This window comes from Reichenbachiella sp. (genome assembly GCF_033344935.1).
Taxonomy (GTDB): domain Bacteria; phylum Bacteroidota; class Bacteroidia; order Cytophagales; family Cyclobacteriaceae; genus Reichenbachiella.
In genome coordinates, this window is record NZ_JAWPMM010000001.1 from 3,714,989 (window position 1) to 3,731,225 (window position 16,237).

Consider the following 16,237-nt stretch of genomic DNA (forward strand, 5'->3'; position numbering starts at 1 on the left):
CTCAAGATTACTACTCATGCTAAAGAACTACCTTTTGGTTGCCATCCGCAGCCTACTTAGAGACAAATTTTACAGTTCCATAAATATTTTAGGACTGGCTCTGGGAATTACCTGCAGTTTATTGATTATGATTTACATCAGTGATGAACTGAGTTATGATCGCATGCATAGTAAAGCTGATCGCATTTATCGTATCAATGAATTTATGGAAGACGAAAGTGGTGGTGAAAGGTCATCCAGTCTTCCTTTTCCTGTTGGACCCACTCTAGCGACAGAATATCCATCGATTGTAGAAACTCAAGTTCGACTTTTCGACTATCAATCGCCTACATTAATGGTCGAAAACAAAAAAACCAATAAGGCTTTCAACGAAAGGCGGATGTTCTTTGCCGACTCTACATTTTTTGATGTATTCGATTTTGAATTGATCAAAGGAGACAAAAACACAGCACTGGATGGCCCCAACGATTTACTAATTACGGAAACGATGGCCAAGAAATACTTTGGCAATGAAGATCCTATTGGGAAAATTCTTCGCTTTCAAAATGAAAGAGATCTCATCGTGAAAGGTATTTTGGCCGATACACCACACAATACACATTTCCAATTTGACTTTATTGGGTCCATGGGCTCAGTACGTCAGGGATTTGGCGGAAGACTACCACGTACCTGGTACTGGAACCCCTGCTGGACCTATCTGGTGCTAAAAGAGGGAGCTACAGCCAGTAACTTGGAATCCCTTTTCCCAGATTTTATTGTCAAGTTCTTTCCTGATTTTATGCAAGGTGACGTGGTGTTGAAACTTCAGGCACTCACTGATATTCATTTGACCTCCGACCTCGAATTTGAAATCCAACCCAACAGCAGCGAAAACAATGTATATGTATTTTCTATCATCGGGGTCTTGATTCTATTTATTGCATGCTTCAATTATATGAATCTTTCGACTGCAAAATCAGCCAAGCGATCCAAGGAAGTAGGCATTCGAAAAACCTTAGGAAGTAAAAAAAGATATCTGATTTCACAGTTCTTACTCGAGTCAATCGTAATTACGGGAATTGCTGTATTGGTATCCTTGATATTATTCTGGCTGATCCTTCCCTCTTTCAATGCCTTCACAGAAAAGTCAATTGGGTTTGTCATGCTGCTACAACCAAAAATTTTGCTTGGCTTGCTGGGGGTGGTAATGTTTATAGGCATTGGTGCAGGTATCTATCCGGCATTCATACTAAGTTCATTTTCCATTACCAAAGGACTCAAAGGCACGCAAAAAGGCAGCAGCAGCCGACTACGTCAGACCTTAGTGATCATACAATTTAGTATATCGATTATCATGATCATTGGTACTTCAGTGGCAGTAAATCAGCTAGATTTTTTGAGGCAGAGTGATACTGGGTTTGATAAAGAACAAATTCTATATATCTCTGCTCAACGTACTCCGATGGTACAACGATACGAAGCCTTTAAAAAAGAAATTACCAGACATACAGACATCCAAAATGTAACAGGCGTAGTAGATGCGCTTGGAGCCAGGCATCAAGGAGACAACTTCAGATTTGAAGGCATGGAGCGATCCACCTTGTTCTCAGTTTTTTGGCCTATGCACGATTTCTTTGAGACATTCGGGCTGAATGTTGTGCAAGGCAGGGCGTTTAAAAAGAATATTCTATCCGATGATACCGCAGCAGTGGTGATCAACCAAGCGATGTGTCGCAGAATGAATTGGCGTGAAGACGAAGCGATCGGAAAAAGCTGTGAATACAACAACCGACAGGGAAAGGTAATTGGGGTAGTAGAAGATTTCAATTTTGCATCGAAGCACCGAAATATAGAACCATTGGTCATACAACCTCGGAATGACCCGAGAAACTTCAACTTTCTGGTGAAGTACGTAGCGGTCAAAATGAATACAAAGAATATAAAAGAAACGCTCGCTTTCGTAGAGGGCAAATGGAACGAGTTTGCTCCTGGCTGGCCATTCGACTATTTCTTCTTGGAAGACGAATTGAACACCCTTTACAAGGATGAAGACAAGTTGAGCAAAGTCGCCAGTCTCTTCTCTGGATTGGCCATTGTAGTAGCTTGTCTTGGCTTGTTTGCCTTAGCTTCATTTACCGCCGAACAACGCAAGAAAGAAATTGCTGTACGGAAGGTTTTGGGCAGTACGGTTCCGCAAGTGGTTTTACTGCTTTCCAAAGACTTCACCAAACTAATTACGATAGCCTTTGTGATCGCATGTCCATTGGCCTACCTGTCTATTGATAGCTGGCTGGACAATTTTGCTTTTCGCATCTCGATGAATCCATTGATTTTTGTCTTAGCGGGAGTTTGCACCTTAGGTATTGCTCTCATCACCATCAGTCTGCAGTCCTACAAAGCAGCCTCAGCCAACCCATCGACCGTATTGAAATACGAATAAAGAAAATAGCATAGTTTGGTATAATGAGTGAAGCGCCCCGAGGAGTCGGGGTGCTTTTTACCGCTCAAACAATTCAGAAAACCCAAAACCCGCTTTTCAAGTTTAAGTTAGGCATGTAACCAAATCAATAACCTTGGACCTTCAATCAACACTCAACAATTGCAAATCACAAATAGAAGAAAAGCTGAACTGGGGGCCACATGACCAATGGCAAAATCAGGAGTTCGAAGAGCTAAGTCAGATTATTTTTAATAAAACCGGCGTCAACCTCAGTCATACCACACTCAAACGCGTATGGGGCAAGGTAAAGTATGACAATCAACCTAGCATCAGTACGCTGGATACTTTGGCTAAATTTTTGGACTATTCTAGCTGGTCTGCTTTCAAAAGAGCGCAAGAAACAAATCGATCCACAAAGAAATCTCAGTGGTCTTTTCAGAAATCCAAAAAGCCAGTTTCAATTATAGCAATGATTATTCTGCTAAGCTTCAGTAGTTGGTTTATAATTACCAACAATCTTGACGACCCTTCAGAATTATCGGCCAATTTGAACTTTGAAGCTTCTTATACCTCTAAAGGATTACCCAATACAGTTGTTTTTTCATTTGATGCTAGTAAAATTGAAGCTGATCAATTGGTCATTCAACAAAACTGGGATCAGAGAAGGCGAATTGAAGTCGATCGAAATCAGGCCACCGCAACTTCCGTTTATTACTACCCCGGATATTTCAGGTCCAAGTTTGTTGCTGACGAAGTGGTACTCAAGGAATCCGACGTATATATTCAAACTGAAGGCTGGATAGGCACAATCAATACCCAGCCCGTACCGATCTATCTCAATTCAAACGATTTAGCCAGAACTGAAAAGTTGGCCCTATCACCGAGTGGTGCTGTAAAACGTGATAAGGCGAACAAACCGGTCAGTTTTCATTATTACACGGCTCAAAAAAACATTTCAGGCAATAACTTTGATTTTGAAACTCGTATCCAGTATGCCAACGAAAATCAATCTTCAGCTTGTAAATATGCCAAGGTGGTTCTTCATTTTTCTGAAGGTGCGTTTTTAGTTCCTTTGGTCATACCAGGTTGTGTCGGTGAAATAAGCCTGATGGCCATGGATAATTTCGTATCTGGAAAAGAAAACGACCTATCCGCTCTTGGCGTTTCATTATCCGAATGGCAGCAGATTAACATATCCAGTCATAACGAGGTGTTAACCATCTCAATTGGTCATCAACTGCTATCGGTCCCATTCAAAAAAGAACCTGGATATTTAGTAGGTATTAGTTACCAATTTGATGGTCAAGGAGAGATAGACTACCTCACTTTGACCAATACCGAAGCTAGTTGGCAATTTGATGACAACTTTTGAAATTGAATTGACTGCAAATGCTGAAGAAAAACTGAGGGGAAATACAAATAAATCTGCCTAGGAAAGCATCTCATATTTGAGCATCTTATATTTGCCACAAAAAATATAAGCCTCATGCCCAATTCAGTCAAAATTGCCCCTTCCCTACTTTCAGCAGATTTTTCACGCCTCGGTGCCGATATTGAAATGGTGGAAAAAGGTGGAGCGGAAGTGATTCATTATGATGTAATGGACGGTCATTTTGTACCCAATCTTACCATAGGCCCATTGGTACTCAAAGACATTAGAAAATGTACTAAGCTACCGATCGATGTGCATCTCATGATAGAGAATCCAGATCAATACATTCCGGATTTCGCGAAAGCTGGTGCAGACTGGATAAGCGTGCACGTAGAAACCTGTCCACATCTTCACCGAACCATCCAATTGATTAAAGAATTGGGCAAAAAAGCAGGTGTAGTATTGAATCCTCATACGCCATTGAGCAGCATCGACGAAATCCTACCCGAAGTCGACTTTGTTCTGATCATGTCTGTAAATCCTGGTTTCGGTGGACAAAAGTTGATTCCTTCTTGCATTGATAAGATTGCCAAACTCAAATCCATTTTGAAAGAAAGAAACCTTGAGCATATCTTCATCGAAATCGATGGCGGGGTAAAACTGGACAATTTAAAAACTGTGATAGATGCCGGCACTGAGGTAGTCGTATCAGGCTCGGGCATTTTCAACACCAAAGATCCTATAGCCACTATCCAACAAATGAAGCAAGTTTAGTGTCCCCTTTGGGAATTGGTGATAAAGGATAATTTATTCTGACAAAACGCAATTCCTCCCATTTAATAATTCACTAAAATTGCAGTTCAATTTTTATAAGTATGAGTAGCGAGAAAGAAAATATAGAACGTCCAGTTTTGAATTTCATCGAACAGATGATAGAGAAGGATTTGGCAGAAGGAAAACACGACGGGAGAGTATTAACAAGATTCCCTCCTCATCCAAATGGATACTTGCATATTGGCCATGCCAAATCTATTTGCTTGAATTTTGGACTCGCTCAGAAATATAATGGTCAATGCAATTTGAGATTTGATGATACCAATCCTGAAAAAGAGGATATCGAATACATTAATTCGATCAAGGAGGATATCAAATGGCTTGGATTCAATTGGGACAATGAGTTTTATGCATCAGACTACTTTGATCAATTGTATGACTATGCCATCCAATTGATCAAAGATGGAAAGGCCTATATCGATGATAACTCAGCAGAAAAAATAAGCGAAGAAAGAGGGACACCGAACAAACCAGGCATCCTTAGTGAATATAGAGATCGACCTGTCGACGAAAACTTGGCGCTATTCGAAGCCATGAAAAATGGAGAAATAGAAGAAGGTAAACGAGTACTACGGGCCAAGATTGATATGACCTCTCCGATCATGCAAATGAGAGATCCTGTGATCTATCGAGTGAAAAAAGCCGTTCATCATCGCACAGGAGACAAATGGTGTATCTATCCTACCTATGACTTTGCTCATGGACAGTCCGATGCATTTGAAAAGATTACACATTCGCTTTGTACTCTAGAGTTTGCTTCTCACAGACCGCTTTACGATTGGTTTATCAAAGAACTAGACCTCTATCCATCTAAACAAACAGAGTTTGCGAGACTAAACTTGAGCTATACGGTAGTAAGCAAAAGAAAACTCAAAGAACTCGTAGAGAATGGTCATGTGGAAGGTTGGGATGATCCCCGTATGCCTACACTGGCTGCCATTCGTAGAAGAGGATATACCGCCGCTTCGATCCGTAACTTTGCATCGAAAATTGGCGTAGCGAAAAGAGATGGTGTGAGTGACGTAGCATTGCTGGAGCATAGTGTGCGTGAAGACTTAAATAAAAAAGCCAATCGGGTATTGGGTGTATTGGATCCAATCAAGTTGATCATTACCAACTATCCAGAAGGCGAAACTGAAATGTTGCCTGCAGTCAACAATCCTGAAGATGAATCTGCAGGAAAGAGAGAGATACCTTTTGGTAGAGAATTGTACATTGAGAAAGACGATTTCATGGAAGAGCCGCCTAAGAAGTTTTTCAGATTGGGGCCGGACCGAGAAGTTCGTTTAAAATATGCTTACATCATTAAATGTACTGGCTTTAAGAAAAATGGTGCTGGAGAAGTAATAGAAGTACATGCAGAATACGATCCTGAGACAAAAAGTGGTCATGACACCACCGGTAAAAAGGTAAAAGGCACCCTAGGTTGGGTATCAGCTGGACATGCTATCGAAGCTGAAGTGAGATTGTATGATCGTTTGTTTGCTACTGAGAATTTGAATGATATTGACGATGATTTTAAAAATCATTTGAATCCAAATTCGCTTACTATTAAGTCAAATGCAAAAGTAGAGCCGTCTGTTGGTGATATGGCTCCGAGTACGCAGTTTCAGTTTGAAAGATTGGGCTACTTCATAATAGATAAAGACTCATCTTCAAATAAGCCTAGAATCAACAGAACAGTAACCTTACGAGACAACTGGGCGAAGCAGAATAAGTAACAGCCGTAGTGTAATTCTTCTATTGAATTGTTTTTAGTTAAATTATCTATGAACAATTCAATAGAAGGCCTATGAAAACATACTACTTTCTCTTTTTTATCTACCTGAATCTTTCCGCATTTGGCCAGGAAAGTCCTTCACAAGATTGGATCAAAATATTGAGCTATGGAGCTGGGAATCAATCGGATGAAAAAAAAATATCTCTAGAGGAAGCCGCTCAGCGAACTGATCAATGCATCCCTACTGACTTTACTTATGCCAACCTCATCCTTAGCAACAATGATACAATTGAAAACGTCCTCATTAAATATGATTTCAATGAGATAGTGCTCCTAATCCGAATGGATAATCATGTGGTCGTTGGTGCGCCAAATGTAGTTCGAAGGATTCAATTTCAGAATTCTGAAACGCTTGAACTCATTAATGTTCAAGAACTTGGAAGAAGTTACGGTAGACGAGGTTTCTACTCTGTCTTATTGAAGAGCTCAGATAGTTATTTGCTTAAGTACGAATCCTTTGAACAAAGGGAAGCAATGCCAAATTCGAGTGTCTCCTCTACCGATGTTTATGCGCCTCAGGAAGAAGAACCAGAGTTCTCTTCAAAAGAAGAAATTCTGATAAGTAAAGATCAAGAGCTTTTTGTATTAGAAAACTTCAAGTCCAAAACATTACTGAAGTTTGATCAACAGAGCGCCCTTAAAACGTATATCAAAACTGAAAAACTCAAATTCAAAAATGAAGAAGACCTTAAAAAGTTTGCGAACTACTTCTGGTCTCTCTAACCTATCCGGTAGTTTGTAAATCAGGCTTTAAGTGACGCGATACTATCGAGGGAAGTTCCTCTCTGCTTGAAACTTGATCAACACCTCGCCTGATCAGCATTTGGTCTATGAATTCATCATTGGTATAGGTAACTGCCACTAATTCAATCTTTGGAAACCTAGCCTTAAACTGTTCAATACGATCAATGATACCCGGCGTATACACCGACAAATCAATAATCACCAATTGACGATCCATTAACGAATGAATGGACGATAAATCATCCACCACTCTGACTTGTAAATCCCTTCGCAAATCGGCAAGTTCCCGCTCCAACCTGCGCACAATTAAGTCGCTATTACTCCCAATTAAAATTTCATTCTCCATGCTCCACATATCTCTTCCTAACAGAATGCAATTAACGTCGTTTTCACAAGGAAAATCAACCGTAAAAAAACTGAAAAACAACTTTAAGAGATTTTCTTATGCATGCATAACACATTTGATAATGTGCATAAAAAAAGCCATCCCGTTAACTACCGAGATGGCTTTTGCATTCTTTTCAAAGGTGTCAGCTCACTACTCGATTGACTACATCAATCAGATCTTCACCAGTAAACGGCTTTACAATGTAATCTGCAGCCCCAAGTTCAATTCCCTCATTGATTACAGATTGCTGTCCCACTGCACTGACCATTACGACCTTAGCCTCCAGGTTTTGACTTTTGAACACTTTCAAAATATCTGTTCCGATCATATCTGGTAATATATTATCCAAAGTAATCAAATCAGGGTTCAGTTCCAGTGCAAGATCTATCGCTGTTTCACCATTTGGTGCTTCACCTATTATTTCATAGCCTGCTTCTGTCAGCGTATCCTTAATCAAGGTACGCATATAAGCTGAATCATCTACGACTAATACTTTTTTGCCCATTATCGTGGTATTTTTATAATTATTTACTTAACGCTAAGTTCTTTATTTTTTGAATAAACTCCTCTTCCAACAACCAAATGAAATCCGATTTAATATCAATGTCATCCGTGTGAAAAACAGAGCTAAATTGAATCAATGGACTCAAGGTCACCGATTCGGCATGGATGTATTTATTTACTTCTCCTGCCTCCATGATGTGCAAAGATGGTACATTTCCGTAAATCCCCACATCTAAACTGTTTGCAAATTCAGTAATTACAGAAGCAGCCATGATATTATCTATTTCCTTTAGCAACTCCAACCGCATAATCTGTGCATCTTCATTGTCGCTATTGATTACACTTTCAGGTAAACATTTCTTATGGATTTTATCAACCTCTTCACTGGTAAAGATCAAATGACAAATACCTCTGAGTTCACCAGCCAACTCAGTTCTTAGAATATGAATTCGATCATCCTTCTTAGTTGAGTATTGAGGCTCGTTGTCAAGTACCGTGATATCAAAGTCCACATTGGTCACCTCAATTTGACTATTAAGGATCATTTTTAGTGAAACTGCTGCTCGATCAAGTCCTCTGTTGATCATTTCGACAGCCACAGCCATTTCCTGATCTGTAAATTTTTCAATCATTTGATTACTCATTTTGGTTGCTCTGGTTTTGCATTAAAGTTGTTTGGTATCCGCCTAGCCAATTAGCTGTCGTCATGGTTGCACTATTAAAAATAAGAGGTCTGTAGCACACATCAAAAGATACCTACCTAAATAATGCTCATATCATCCAAATCGAACGCCAAATTTACCCAATCAAAATAGGCCCTACAATTGGTGATTTTACTTAATTTTCAATATCAAATCTTTTAATGCTTTTTCCTAAACCTTTTCTTTTTCTCTTAGTTAACCAAGAAACAAACGCTATTCAACAATCATGAGGGACAATTACCTATCAAGTATAAAAAAACAATTGCTGTATAATCGAGAACTTGGCTGGAAGACCATAGCGCAACTTCCTGAAGAAAAGCTCAATTGGCAATACAACCAGGAAAGCAACAGCATTACACAAGTAGTCAAGCACCTCTCTGCTAATATGCTGTCTAGATGGACCGATTTTTTAAACTCTGATGGAGAAAAAGACTGGAGAGTACGAGATTCGGAATTCGAATCCGAATACTTGACTCAGGCACAAATCAAAGATACATGGGATAAAGGGTGGAACTGCTTGCTGGATACTATCGACAGCCTGCATTCCGAAGATCTTGAAAAAATAGTTTACATTAGAAATCAAGGGCATACGGTTGTAGAAGCCATCAACAGACAACTCTCCCACTACTCTTATCATGTGGGGCAAATTGTGTTTATTGGGAAAATGATTCAGAATGACCAATGGCAATCTCTTTCGATTCCTAGAGGTCAGTCAGTTTCCTACAATAAGGAGATGTTCTCTAAAGAAAAAGAAAGAGCCCATTTCACTAAAGATTTTTTGCCAAAAAAAGAGGAGTAGACTTAAGGCAACTCCAATGTTGGTAATAATTTCGGGACAATTCTAGCTTTGGTTTTCTGTTCAAATCCATAAGCAATCGATAGTAACTCTGCTTCTGTGTAAGCTGTAGAAAAAAATGAAATGCCAATAGGCAAACCTTGAACATTCCCGGCTGGAACGGTAATATTCGGATACCCCGCCATAGCAGGCATAGACGAACTTGATATTCTATAATTATCTCCATTAATCTGGTCTATCACCCAAGCAGGGTCTCCCGTGGGGGCGACTATGGCATCCAGATTGTGTTTTTCTATGGCAAGATCAATTCCATCAGTTCTAGATATTTTCTGGCAAAGCGCCAGAGCTTCTTGATAGGCTTCGTCGGTTAACTCTCCTTTCGTTTGTGCTAGTTCAAATATCTCTTGTTGGAAGTAAGGCATCTCCAGTTCCTTGTTTTCATTATTGTATGCTATCAAATCCTCAATAGTCTTAAAAGGAAAATCTTCTCTCAGCCCAGCCAAATAAGCATTGAGGCCATCTTTAAACTCATAAAGCAGAAGTTCGTACTCGGCATTCCCCAAGTAGTGCATCTCTCCCAGCTCAACAGAATCCACCAGAATGGCTCCAGCTTCCTTCATAGCAGCAAATGACTGCTCCATGATAGCGTCCACCCCTTCATGAAGTCCCATTGGCCCTCTAAAAATTCCAATTCGTTTTCCCTCGAGCCCATTGATATCCAAAAATTGCGTGTAGTCTTGATAGGTTACTGCGGCACTATCATTCGTCATCTCATCATCCGAGTCCGAACCTACCAAAGCACCTAATAGAATTGTAGCATCGGTTAAGGTTCTACCCATTGGCCCGGCAGTATCCTGAGTTTTTGAAATAGGTATAATTCCTGACCTACTCCATAGGCCCACAGTAGGTTTGATACCTACCACACCATTTAACGATGACGGGCATACGATAGAACCATTGGTTTCGGTACCAATGGTAATGGCACATAAATTGGCCGAAACCGCAACACCAGATCCTGAACTAGACCCACACGGGCTCCTATCCATGGCATAGGGATTACGAGTTTGTCTTCCCCGGCCGCTCCAACCGCTAGATGATCTTTCGGATCGAAAGTTGGCCCACTCGCTGAGATTTGTTTTTCCTAAAAGTATAGCTCCAGATGCTCTCAACTTAGATACAATAAATGCATCCTTCTCTATCTCACTATCCACTAGTGCCAGCGATCCGGCTGTAGTTTCCATATTATCGCCGGTATTGATATTATCTTTTATCATGATAGGAATTCCATGAAGTGGGCCTCTTATCTTTCCTTCAGCTCTTTCTTTATCTAGTTCCGCGGCAATCATCAGCGCATCAGGATTCAATTCGATCACCGCGTGAAGGCCATTCTCTCCTTGATCAATCGCATTTATTCGATCTATGTAAAGTTGACAGATTGACACCGCGGTATGCGTACCATTCTCCATCATGGCTTGAAGCTCGGCCACCGTCTTTTCTTCAAGTTCAAAACCTTTGGTTTGTTGAGGCTGAGGCTGGCAGGCGCTCCAAACTAACAGGACAAATAATAAGTAAATGGGATGTAAACGTAATTTCATAGGGTTGAATGTTTAAGCTCAACAGCTATATTAATCCGAAAACATCAATTAAGAAAATGAAACTTTATAAACGGGCACAAAAAAACCTTCCTGATTGCCCAGGAAGGTTTTTGTAAACTTATTATATCTTAGTTTCCAAAGATGTATCTCACGCCAAGCTGCATTTGCCATCTTGAGCTTACAAGACCAGAATCATCTTTAGTTAGCATATCTTCTTTTTCAGATGCTCCATCAAATGTGAAGGTTGGAATGGTTTCACCACCCTGAGTAATATTTCCTTCATAGTTAAGCAATTGTAAAGATGTGCCATCTCCGTTAGGAGCGTTATATCTTTTACCCCAATCCTTGTTAATCAAATTGCCAAAGTTGAAAATATCAAATGTAACTTGAAGTGTGTTTCTCTTCCCGTTAGCCATTTCTAGGTAGAAATCTTGCATAAATTTCAAATCCACAATGCTCTCAAACGGAGTTCTTGCTTCATTTTTTTCAGCATATCTACCTCTTCTATTTTTCAAGTAGTCATCATTGGCAATGTAAGCATCCAAGGCAGTCCACTGCTCAGCTGCTGTCATGCTACCGTTGTCAACCAATGCGATTTGATTCTCATTGGCAGGAACAAAAATCAAAGCTCTTTCTCTTGAATCTTCGTTTGAAATATCACTATCATAAGTGTAAGAGAACGCACTGCCTGACTGTCCATTATAGAATAATGAAACAGTAGAAGCCATGAATCCTGCATATTCTTTTCTATAAGATACGTTCAAGTTGATTCTGTGGCCTGCATCGAAATCAGATCGTCCAATACTCGCATTGTTTCTTCCTTCTACTGAATAAACCCCTCTCCATTGTGATGAGTTTTGAGAAGACGTTCCTTCAAAGATGGCTTGCGCAGTACCATAGTTGTATGATAGACCTGCAGTCAATCCATTTTCCCATGGTTTGGTTAAGGAAACAGTGAAGTTAGCCGTATAGCCTTCGCTTGTATTTGAACCCACTATGATTCTTGTATATCTATCATCAATTTCATCTCCTCGATCGAAGATAGGACGTTTATCTGCGCCTCCAAAGCTTTCAACCGAAGGCTTAAGGTTAACATTTTGATAGAAAATATTGTTGATCGTTTTCGTATAAATTACTTCAACGGTTCCAATCATACCCCACGGCAATTTCTGGTCAACGGCAAGACTTGTTCTAAATACTTGTGGGTATTTGAAATCATCTGCAAATAAATCCAACTGACCTTGAGGTGTGGCATCAGTCCCGCCAAAATCACCAAGCGTTGGCTGATTGTCAGGATCTGGCTCAAAAGTCAATCCAGCAAACTGTCTGGTTCCACCAACCGAAACTCCATTGTTGTTGTACATGCCTCCTGGCCATACGAATGGGATTCTACTGGTGAAAACACCAATTCCACCTCTTACTTGAGTAGTTTGATCTCCTTTTACATCATAGTTAAATCCAATCCTTGGGGCAACCAAAAGCTGAGCTCCCGGTGCTTTTCCTGATTCAGCTCCTCTCAAGTCATTGCCAAAGCTTTCAATGGCTGCCTTAGTAGTCGCCCAATCAACTGTTTCTGCAGGATCATCAAGGAAAAATGGAATATCAACTCTAATACCTCCAGTCACACGAAGTTGATCATTTACCTGGATCTCATCTTGAACATAAAATCCAACTTGCATGGCCTTGAAGGCTGCCGCGGCTGATGTCCCGTCTCCTGTAACATTATCCACCAAAGAATAACTTCTGTCAAATTGCGTAGGACTATTCGCTAAAAACCCAGCTATGTCATCGAATCTATAAGCTCCAAAATTCTGTCTGATAAAGACGTTATTGATGTCATAGAATTCGTTGTGTGTTCCAATAGTAAGGGTATGCTTGCCTTTGTAAATATTAAAATTATCAGTAAGTGTCCAAATTTCCTGTTCTAACAAGTTGGCAGTAGAAAACTGCTCACTACCTGCCTCTACATCGCCAGTGCTAATATCGACATAAGGGAATCTATCGCCCAGTGGGTCTCTATTATCTTTTACACTTGTTCTGCCAATCACTAACTTATTTGATTTGTCACCAAAGTTACTGTTCAGTTCCAAAGCAGAAGAATTGGTTTTTGAAGGAAAAAATACACCACTGTTGGCAAATCTAATCCTAGAAGAATTTGAATTGCTCGGAGAGAAACTCTCTCCATTGTTATAACTGTGTCTAACAGTCAACTTATGCTTTTCATTAATATTCCAATCCAGTTTCACCAAAAACTTCTCAGCCTCAAGTTTCTGAACAACATTTTCATAACTACCCGGATCGTAACCGTATGCATTCAATTGACTAACAAGTGCATCTATGTCGGCTTGAGTTGCGCTTCCTGTATAGTTTGAAAAATTGAATGGTTGTGGTGTTTCATCCCTTTGAATCTCAGCATTTACAAAAAAGAAAAGCTTGTCCTTAATAATTGGGCCTCCCAATCTTGCACCATATGTCTTTGCTGTAAAATCATCTAACTTTTCTCTGTCTTCACCGTCTACTTCCAAAAACCCAGGAGTCTTACCTGCGAGACTCTGATTACGAATAAAATAATAGGCAGACCCTTCGAATTCATTGGTTCCACTTCTTGTTACCGCACTAATACTACCTCCAGTAAATCCACTTTGAGTAACATCGTATGGAGAAACTGCTACTTGAATCTGCTCCATCGCGTCAATACTAATAAGAGACAATCCATTCAATTGTCCTCCGTTTTGTCCGTTGCCGGCCAAACCAAAAACATCATTGCTCATGGCACCATCTATAAATATAGAGTTGTATCTGTTGTTGGTACCAGCTATAGATATCCCTCCATTACCAGTGAATGAAGCTTGTGGAGTCAGTCTCGTAAAATCGTTCAAAGATCTTGATGCATTTGGCATAGACATCAGCTCCCTAGTAGAAACAGTGGTCTCTGCACCAGTTCTGTTTCCATCAAAAACCTCACCCTCAGTGGCAGTCACCACCACTTCTTGAAGTTCGGTCGCCCCAGAAGAAAGAGAAGCATCCATTTTATAGGTCTGTCCAAGAGTCAAATAGACACCTTCTTGAGTATAGTTTTCAAATCCTATGAAAGATACAGTAAGGTTATAAGGCCCTCCTGCTTTCATATTTGGGATTCTGTAGAAACCAGTGGCATCTGTTACTGCTCCATATTTTGAGCCAGTTGGCGCATGAATAGCTATCACGGTAGCTCCAGGAAGTTCGGCTCCTTTGTCATCTACCACTTTACCGTTCATACCAGAGGTGGTTACCCCCTGAGCTAATAGTAGTTGGCTACTTAGCAATAAGCTAAAAGCCAGAAGTACGCGAGAAAGAAAGTTTTTCTGCTTCATAATTGAGAATAGAATTAGTTAATAATGGGTTTCTTGAGTATTGAGTTACTCAATTAAAAATAGTTTATTTAGTTAAGCAATGTGACTTTATGCCTCATTAATTTAAACACAAAACACATTACATCATTTTTACTTTGCAAGTTTAGCGAATCCTGAACACCTGAATAAATCTTATTTTATTATCAAATCATTACCTTTCAATTACGGCGTTTCCTATCTACTTTTGTGTATAACTTGTTAATAAAGCGCATACTTTGAATCACGAAATCAACCAGGTAACATTTCTACAGAGTTTTGAAAAGGACAAAAACGTACTTCTTAAAACTGCTCAAGATCGAATTTTCTCTGATCTCGCTCGTCGTTTGGTTGAAATGACGATTCACAAATACAGTATTCACTTCAACCCATTAGGACTTATCGATGATACTTTTCAACAGATATTAGATTATCAATATGATAATACTAATGAGCTCGAAGGGATTTATGAAAACCTTTGCGTCGCTTATCGATACAAATACGGTGACAACCAACTCGAAATCATCTGGGACGGAAAGTCTCATGAAGAAAAGTACGAAGAAGAGTGGGGTGAGACTTTTGAAAGATGGGTCAATGACTTGACAGAAAACCCAAGTGTGATCAAAGGAATCCTACATTTGACCGTCTTTAATGAGAATAAGAAAAACCTTACGTTCGTAAGAAATGCCGTAAAAGGTCTTATCAATGATTACTTTGAAATTAAGATCTTGAAAAGAAATGGAGTAAAAAGAGTGGTACTGAAAGAAAGGTCACTCAAAAAGGCTTCCTAACAAGCTAATAGGTAATTTCAAAAATTCGCTCTTCTCGAAACGCGATTTCCTTGATACTGACATTACTAACCTTAGACATTGGCGGGCCATGCTTACACCAAGCAATTAACTTCTCTACTGCTTCAGATTCCCCAAAAACTTCTATAAATACTTCTCCTGCTGGGAGGTTTTTAACCCACCCTTTCAATCCCAATTTATTTGCCTCTTCCAATGTAGAAGCTCGGTAAAAAACTCCCTGTACTTTGCCTGATACCAATATTGATCGTCCAATCAAACTACTCATCCCTATATTCTTTCATTATAGCAACACCTGACGAAGTACCAATGCGTTCTGCACCAGCTTCTATTAGTCGCTTCAATTGCTCCAATGACTGGATTCCTCCAGAAGCCTTGATTCCTACATTGGGAGAAATATTTTCCTTCATGATTTCTATATCCTGAATACTTGCTCCTCGTGACGCATAGCCAGTTGATGTCTTAATAAAATCCACCCCAGCATCTGATACAGTTTTACAAACGATAACCAATTCCTCTACTGATAGCAATGCTGTCTCAACAATTACCTTCAACAGTTTATTGTTTTCATGAGCAAGCTGTGCTGCTTTAGCCATTTCAATCTTCGGCCAATTCATTCCTGACTTAAAGGCTGAAATATTCATCACTAAATCCAACTCATCTACACCATCCTGAATGGCAAGTTCGATTTCTTTGATTTTGGTTTCTGTACGCTGGTAGCCAAAGGGAAAACCCACAACCGTAACCAATTGCACATTGCTCTGAGCTAATTCCCGACTGGCCTTCTTTACCCAAAAAGGAGGTATACACAAGCCTTTGAAATCATACAATTTCGCCTCTGCAATCAATTGATCAATATCACGATCAATAAGATCTACCTTAAGATTTGTATGCTCTATGTAAGTATTGGGGGACGCAATCACAAAGGAA

The 16,237-nt window shown here is 39.8% G+C and carries 14 protein-coding genes; 7 read left to right on the forward strand and 7 right to left on the reverse strand.

The genetic code is table 11. The features are described from left to right. Positions 1–16 precede the first annotated feature (16 nt). The 5 genes from R8N23_RS15935 (at position 17) to R8N23_RS15955 (ending at position 7,128) form a co-directional block, all read left to right on the forward strand. Entirely contained in the window at positions 17–2,419 is a 2,403-nt protein-coding gene (locus tag R8N23_RS15935) for an ABC transporter permease (protein WP_318172611.1), read from the forward strand. A gap of 133 nt (positions 2,420–2,552) precedes the next feature. After that, a complete protein-coding gene (locus R8N23_RS15940; protein ID WP_318172612.1) occupies positions 2,553–3,791 on the forward strand; it encodes a hypothetical protein in 1,239 nt (412 codons plus the stop codon). 114 nt (positions 3,792–3,905) lie between these two features. Continuing rightward, complete coding sequence (gene rpe, locus R8N23_RS15945; protein ID WP_318172613.1) at positions 3,906–4,565, forward strand: ribulose-phosphate 3-epimerase; 660 nt, start codon at positions 3,906–3,908, stop codon at positions 4,563–4,565. Between the two features lie 101 nt (positions 4,566–4,666). Next, positions 4,667–6,346 carry a glutamine--tRNA ligase/YqeY domain fusion protein gene (locus tag R8N23_RS15950; protein ID WP_318172614.1) on the forward strand — a complete coding sequence of 560 codons (1,680 nt, stop codon included), beginning with the start codon at positions 4,667–4,669 and terminating at the stop codon, positions 6,344–6,346. 71 nt (positions 6,347–6,417) lie between these two features. Further along, positions 6,418–7,128 carry a hypothetical protein gene (locus R8N23_RS15955; RefSeq protein WP_318172615.1) on the forward strand — a complete coding sequence of 237 codons (711 nt, stop codon included), beginning with the start codon at positions 6,418–6,420 and terminating at the stop codon, positions 7,126–7,128. 1 nt (position 7,129) lies between these two features. Here the strand turns inward: R8N23_RS15955 and R8N23_RS15960 are convergent, their stop codons facing one another. The 3 genes from R8N23_RS15960 to R8N23_RS15970 all read right to left on the reverse strand — a co-directional run bounded on the left by R8N23_RS15960 (position 7,130) and on the right by R8N23_RS15970 (position 8,673). Continuing rightward, positions 7,130–7,495 carry a hypothetical protein gene (locus R8N23_RS15960; RefSeq protein WP_318172616.1) on the reverse strand — a complete coding sequence of 122 codons (366 nt, stop codon included), beginning with the start codon at positions 7,493–7,495 and terminating at the stop codon, positions 7,130–7,132. A gap of 184 nt (positions 7,496–7,679) precedes the next feature. Next, entirely contained in the window at positions 7,680–8,042 is a 363-nt protein-coding gene (locus tag R8N23_RS15965) for a response regulator (RefSeq protein ID WP_318172617.1), read from the reverse strand. A gap of 19 nt (positions 8,043–8,061) precedes the next feature. Continuing rightward, a complete protein-coding gene (locus tag R8N23_RS15970; protein ID WP_318172618.1) occupies positions 8,062–8,673 on the reverse strand; it encodes a hypothetical protein in 612 nt (203 codons plus the stop codon). Positions 8,674–8,968: 295 nt separating this feature from the next. On the opposite strand from R8N23_RS15970, the gene R8N23_RS15975 reads away from it, so the two are divergent. Next, positions 8,969–9,541: a DUF1572 family protein gene (locus R8N23_RS15975; protein WP_318172619.1), complete on the forward strand. Its 573-nt coding sequence runs from the start codon at positions 8,969–8,971 to the stop codon at positions 9,539–9,541. A gap of 2 nt (positions 9,542–9,543) precedes the next feature. Here R8N23_RS15975 and R8N23_RS15980 read toward each other — a convergent pair whose 3' ends face one another. Continuing rightward, complete coding sequence (locus R8N23_RS15980) at positions 9,544–11,133, reverse strand: amidase (protein WP_318172620.1); 1,590 nt, start codon at positions 11,131–11,133, stop codon at positions 9,544–9,546. A 128-nt stretch (positions 11,134–11,261) separates the two neighbouring features. Then, the gene (locus R8N23_RS15985; RefSeq protein WP_318172621.1) at positions 11,262–14,486 is read right to left on the reverse strand and encodes a TonB-dependent receptor; all 3,225 of its coding nucleotides are present in this window, start codon (positions 14,484–14,486) and stop codon (positions 11,262–11,264) included. A 254-nt stretch (positions 14,487–14,740) separates the two neighbouring features. Here R8N23_RS15985 and R8N23_RS15990 point away from each other — a divergent pair, with 254 nt between their 5' ends. Beyond that, positions 14,741–15,292 carry a hypothetical protein gene (locus R8N23_RS15990; protein ID WP_318172622.1) on the forward strand — a complete coding sequence of 184 codons (552 nt, stop codon included), beginning with the start codon at positions 14,741–14,743 and terminating at the stop codon, positions 15,290–15,292. Positions 15,293–15,296: 4 nt separating this feature from the next. On the opposite strand, the gene R8N23_RS15995 is transcribed toward R8N23_RS15990, so the two are convergent. Both R8N23_RS15995 and deoC read right to left on the reverse strand, forming a co-directional pair. Continuing rightward, positions 15,297–15,575: an acylphosphatase gene (locus R8N23_RS15995; RefSeq protein WP_318172623.1), complete on the reverse strand. Its 279-nt coding sequence runs from the start codon at positions 15,573–15,575 to the stop codon at positions 15,297–15,299. Then, positions 15,568–16,230: a deoxyribose-phosphate aldolase gene (gene deoC, locus R8N23_RS16000; protein WP_318172624.1), complete on the reverse strand. Its 663-nt coding sequence runs from the start codon at positions 16,228–16,230 to the stop codon at positions 15,568–15,570. Before deoC ends, R8N23_RS15995 begins: the two co-directional genes overlap by 8 nt. Positions 16,231–16,237 lie beyond the last annotated feature (7 nt).

Bases quoted from the DNA above. Each gene is read 5' to 3' on its own strand.
- R8N23_RS15955 (WP_318172615.1), top strand. From the start codon at position 6,418: ATGAAAACATACTACTTTCTCTTTTTTATCTACCTGAATCTTTCCGCA.
- R8N23_RS15965 (WP_318172617.1), bottom strand. From the start codon at position 8,042: ATGGGCAAAAAAGTATTAGTCGTAGATGATTCAGCTTATATGCGTACC.
- R8N23_RS15975 (WP_318172619.1), top strand. From the start codon at position 8,969: ATGAGGGACAATTACCTATCAAGTATAAAAAAACAATTGCTGTATAAT.
- R8N23_RS15970 (WP_318172618.1), bottom strand. From the start codon at position 8,673: ATGATTGAAAAATTTACAGATCAGGAAATGGCTGTGGCTGTCGAAATG.
- R8N23_RS15950 (WP_318172614.1), top strand. From the start codon at position 4,667: ATGAGTAGCGAGAAAGAAAATATAGAACGTCCAGTTTTGAATTTCATC.
- rpe (WP_318172613.1), top strand. From the start codon at position 3,906: ATGCCCAATTCAGTCAAAATTGCCCCTTCCCTACTTTCAGCAGATTTT.
- R8N23_RS15935 (WP_318172611.1), top strand. From the start codon at position 17: ATGCTAAAGAACTACCTTTTGGTTGCCATCCGCAGCCTACTTAGAGAC.
- R8N23_RS15960 (WP_318172616.1), bottom strand. From the start codon at position 7,495: ATGGAGAATGAAATTTTAATTGGGAGTAATAGCGACTTAATTGTGCGC.
- R8N23_RS15995 (WP_318172623.1), bottom strand. From the start codon at position 15,575: ATGAGTAGTTTGATTGGACGATCAATATTGGTATCAGGCAAAGTACAG.
- R8N23_RS15985 (WP_318172621.1), bottom strand. From the start codon at position 14,486: ATGAAGCAGAAAAACTTTCTTTCTCGCGTACTTCTGGCTTTTAGCTTA.
- R8N23_RS15980 (WP_318172620.1), bottom strand. From the start codon at position 11,133: ATGAAATTACGTTTACATCCCATTTACTTATTATTTGTCCTGTTAGTT.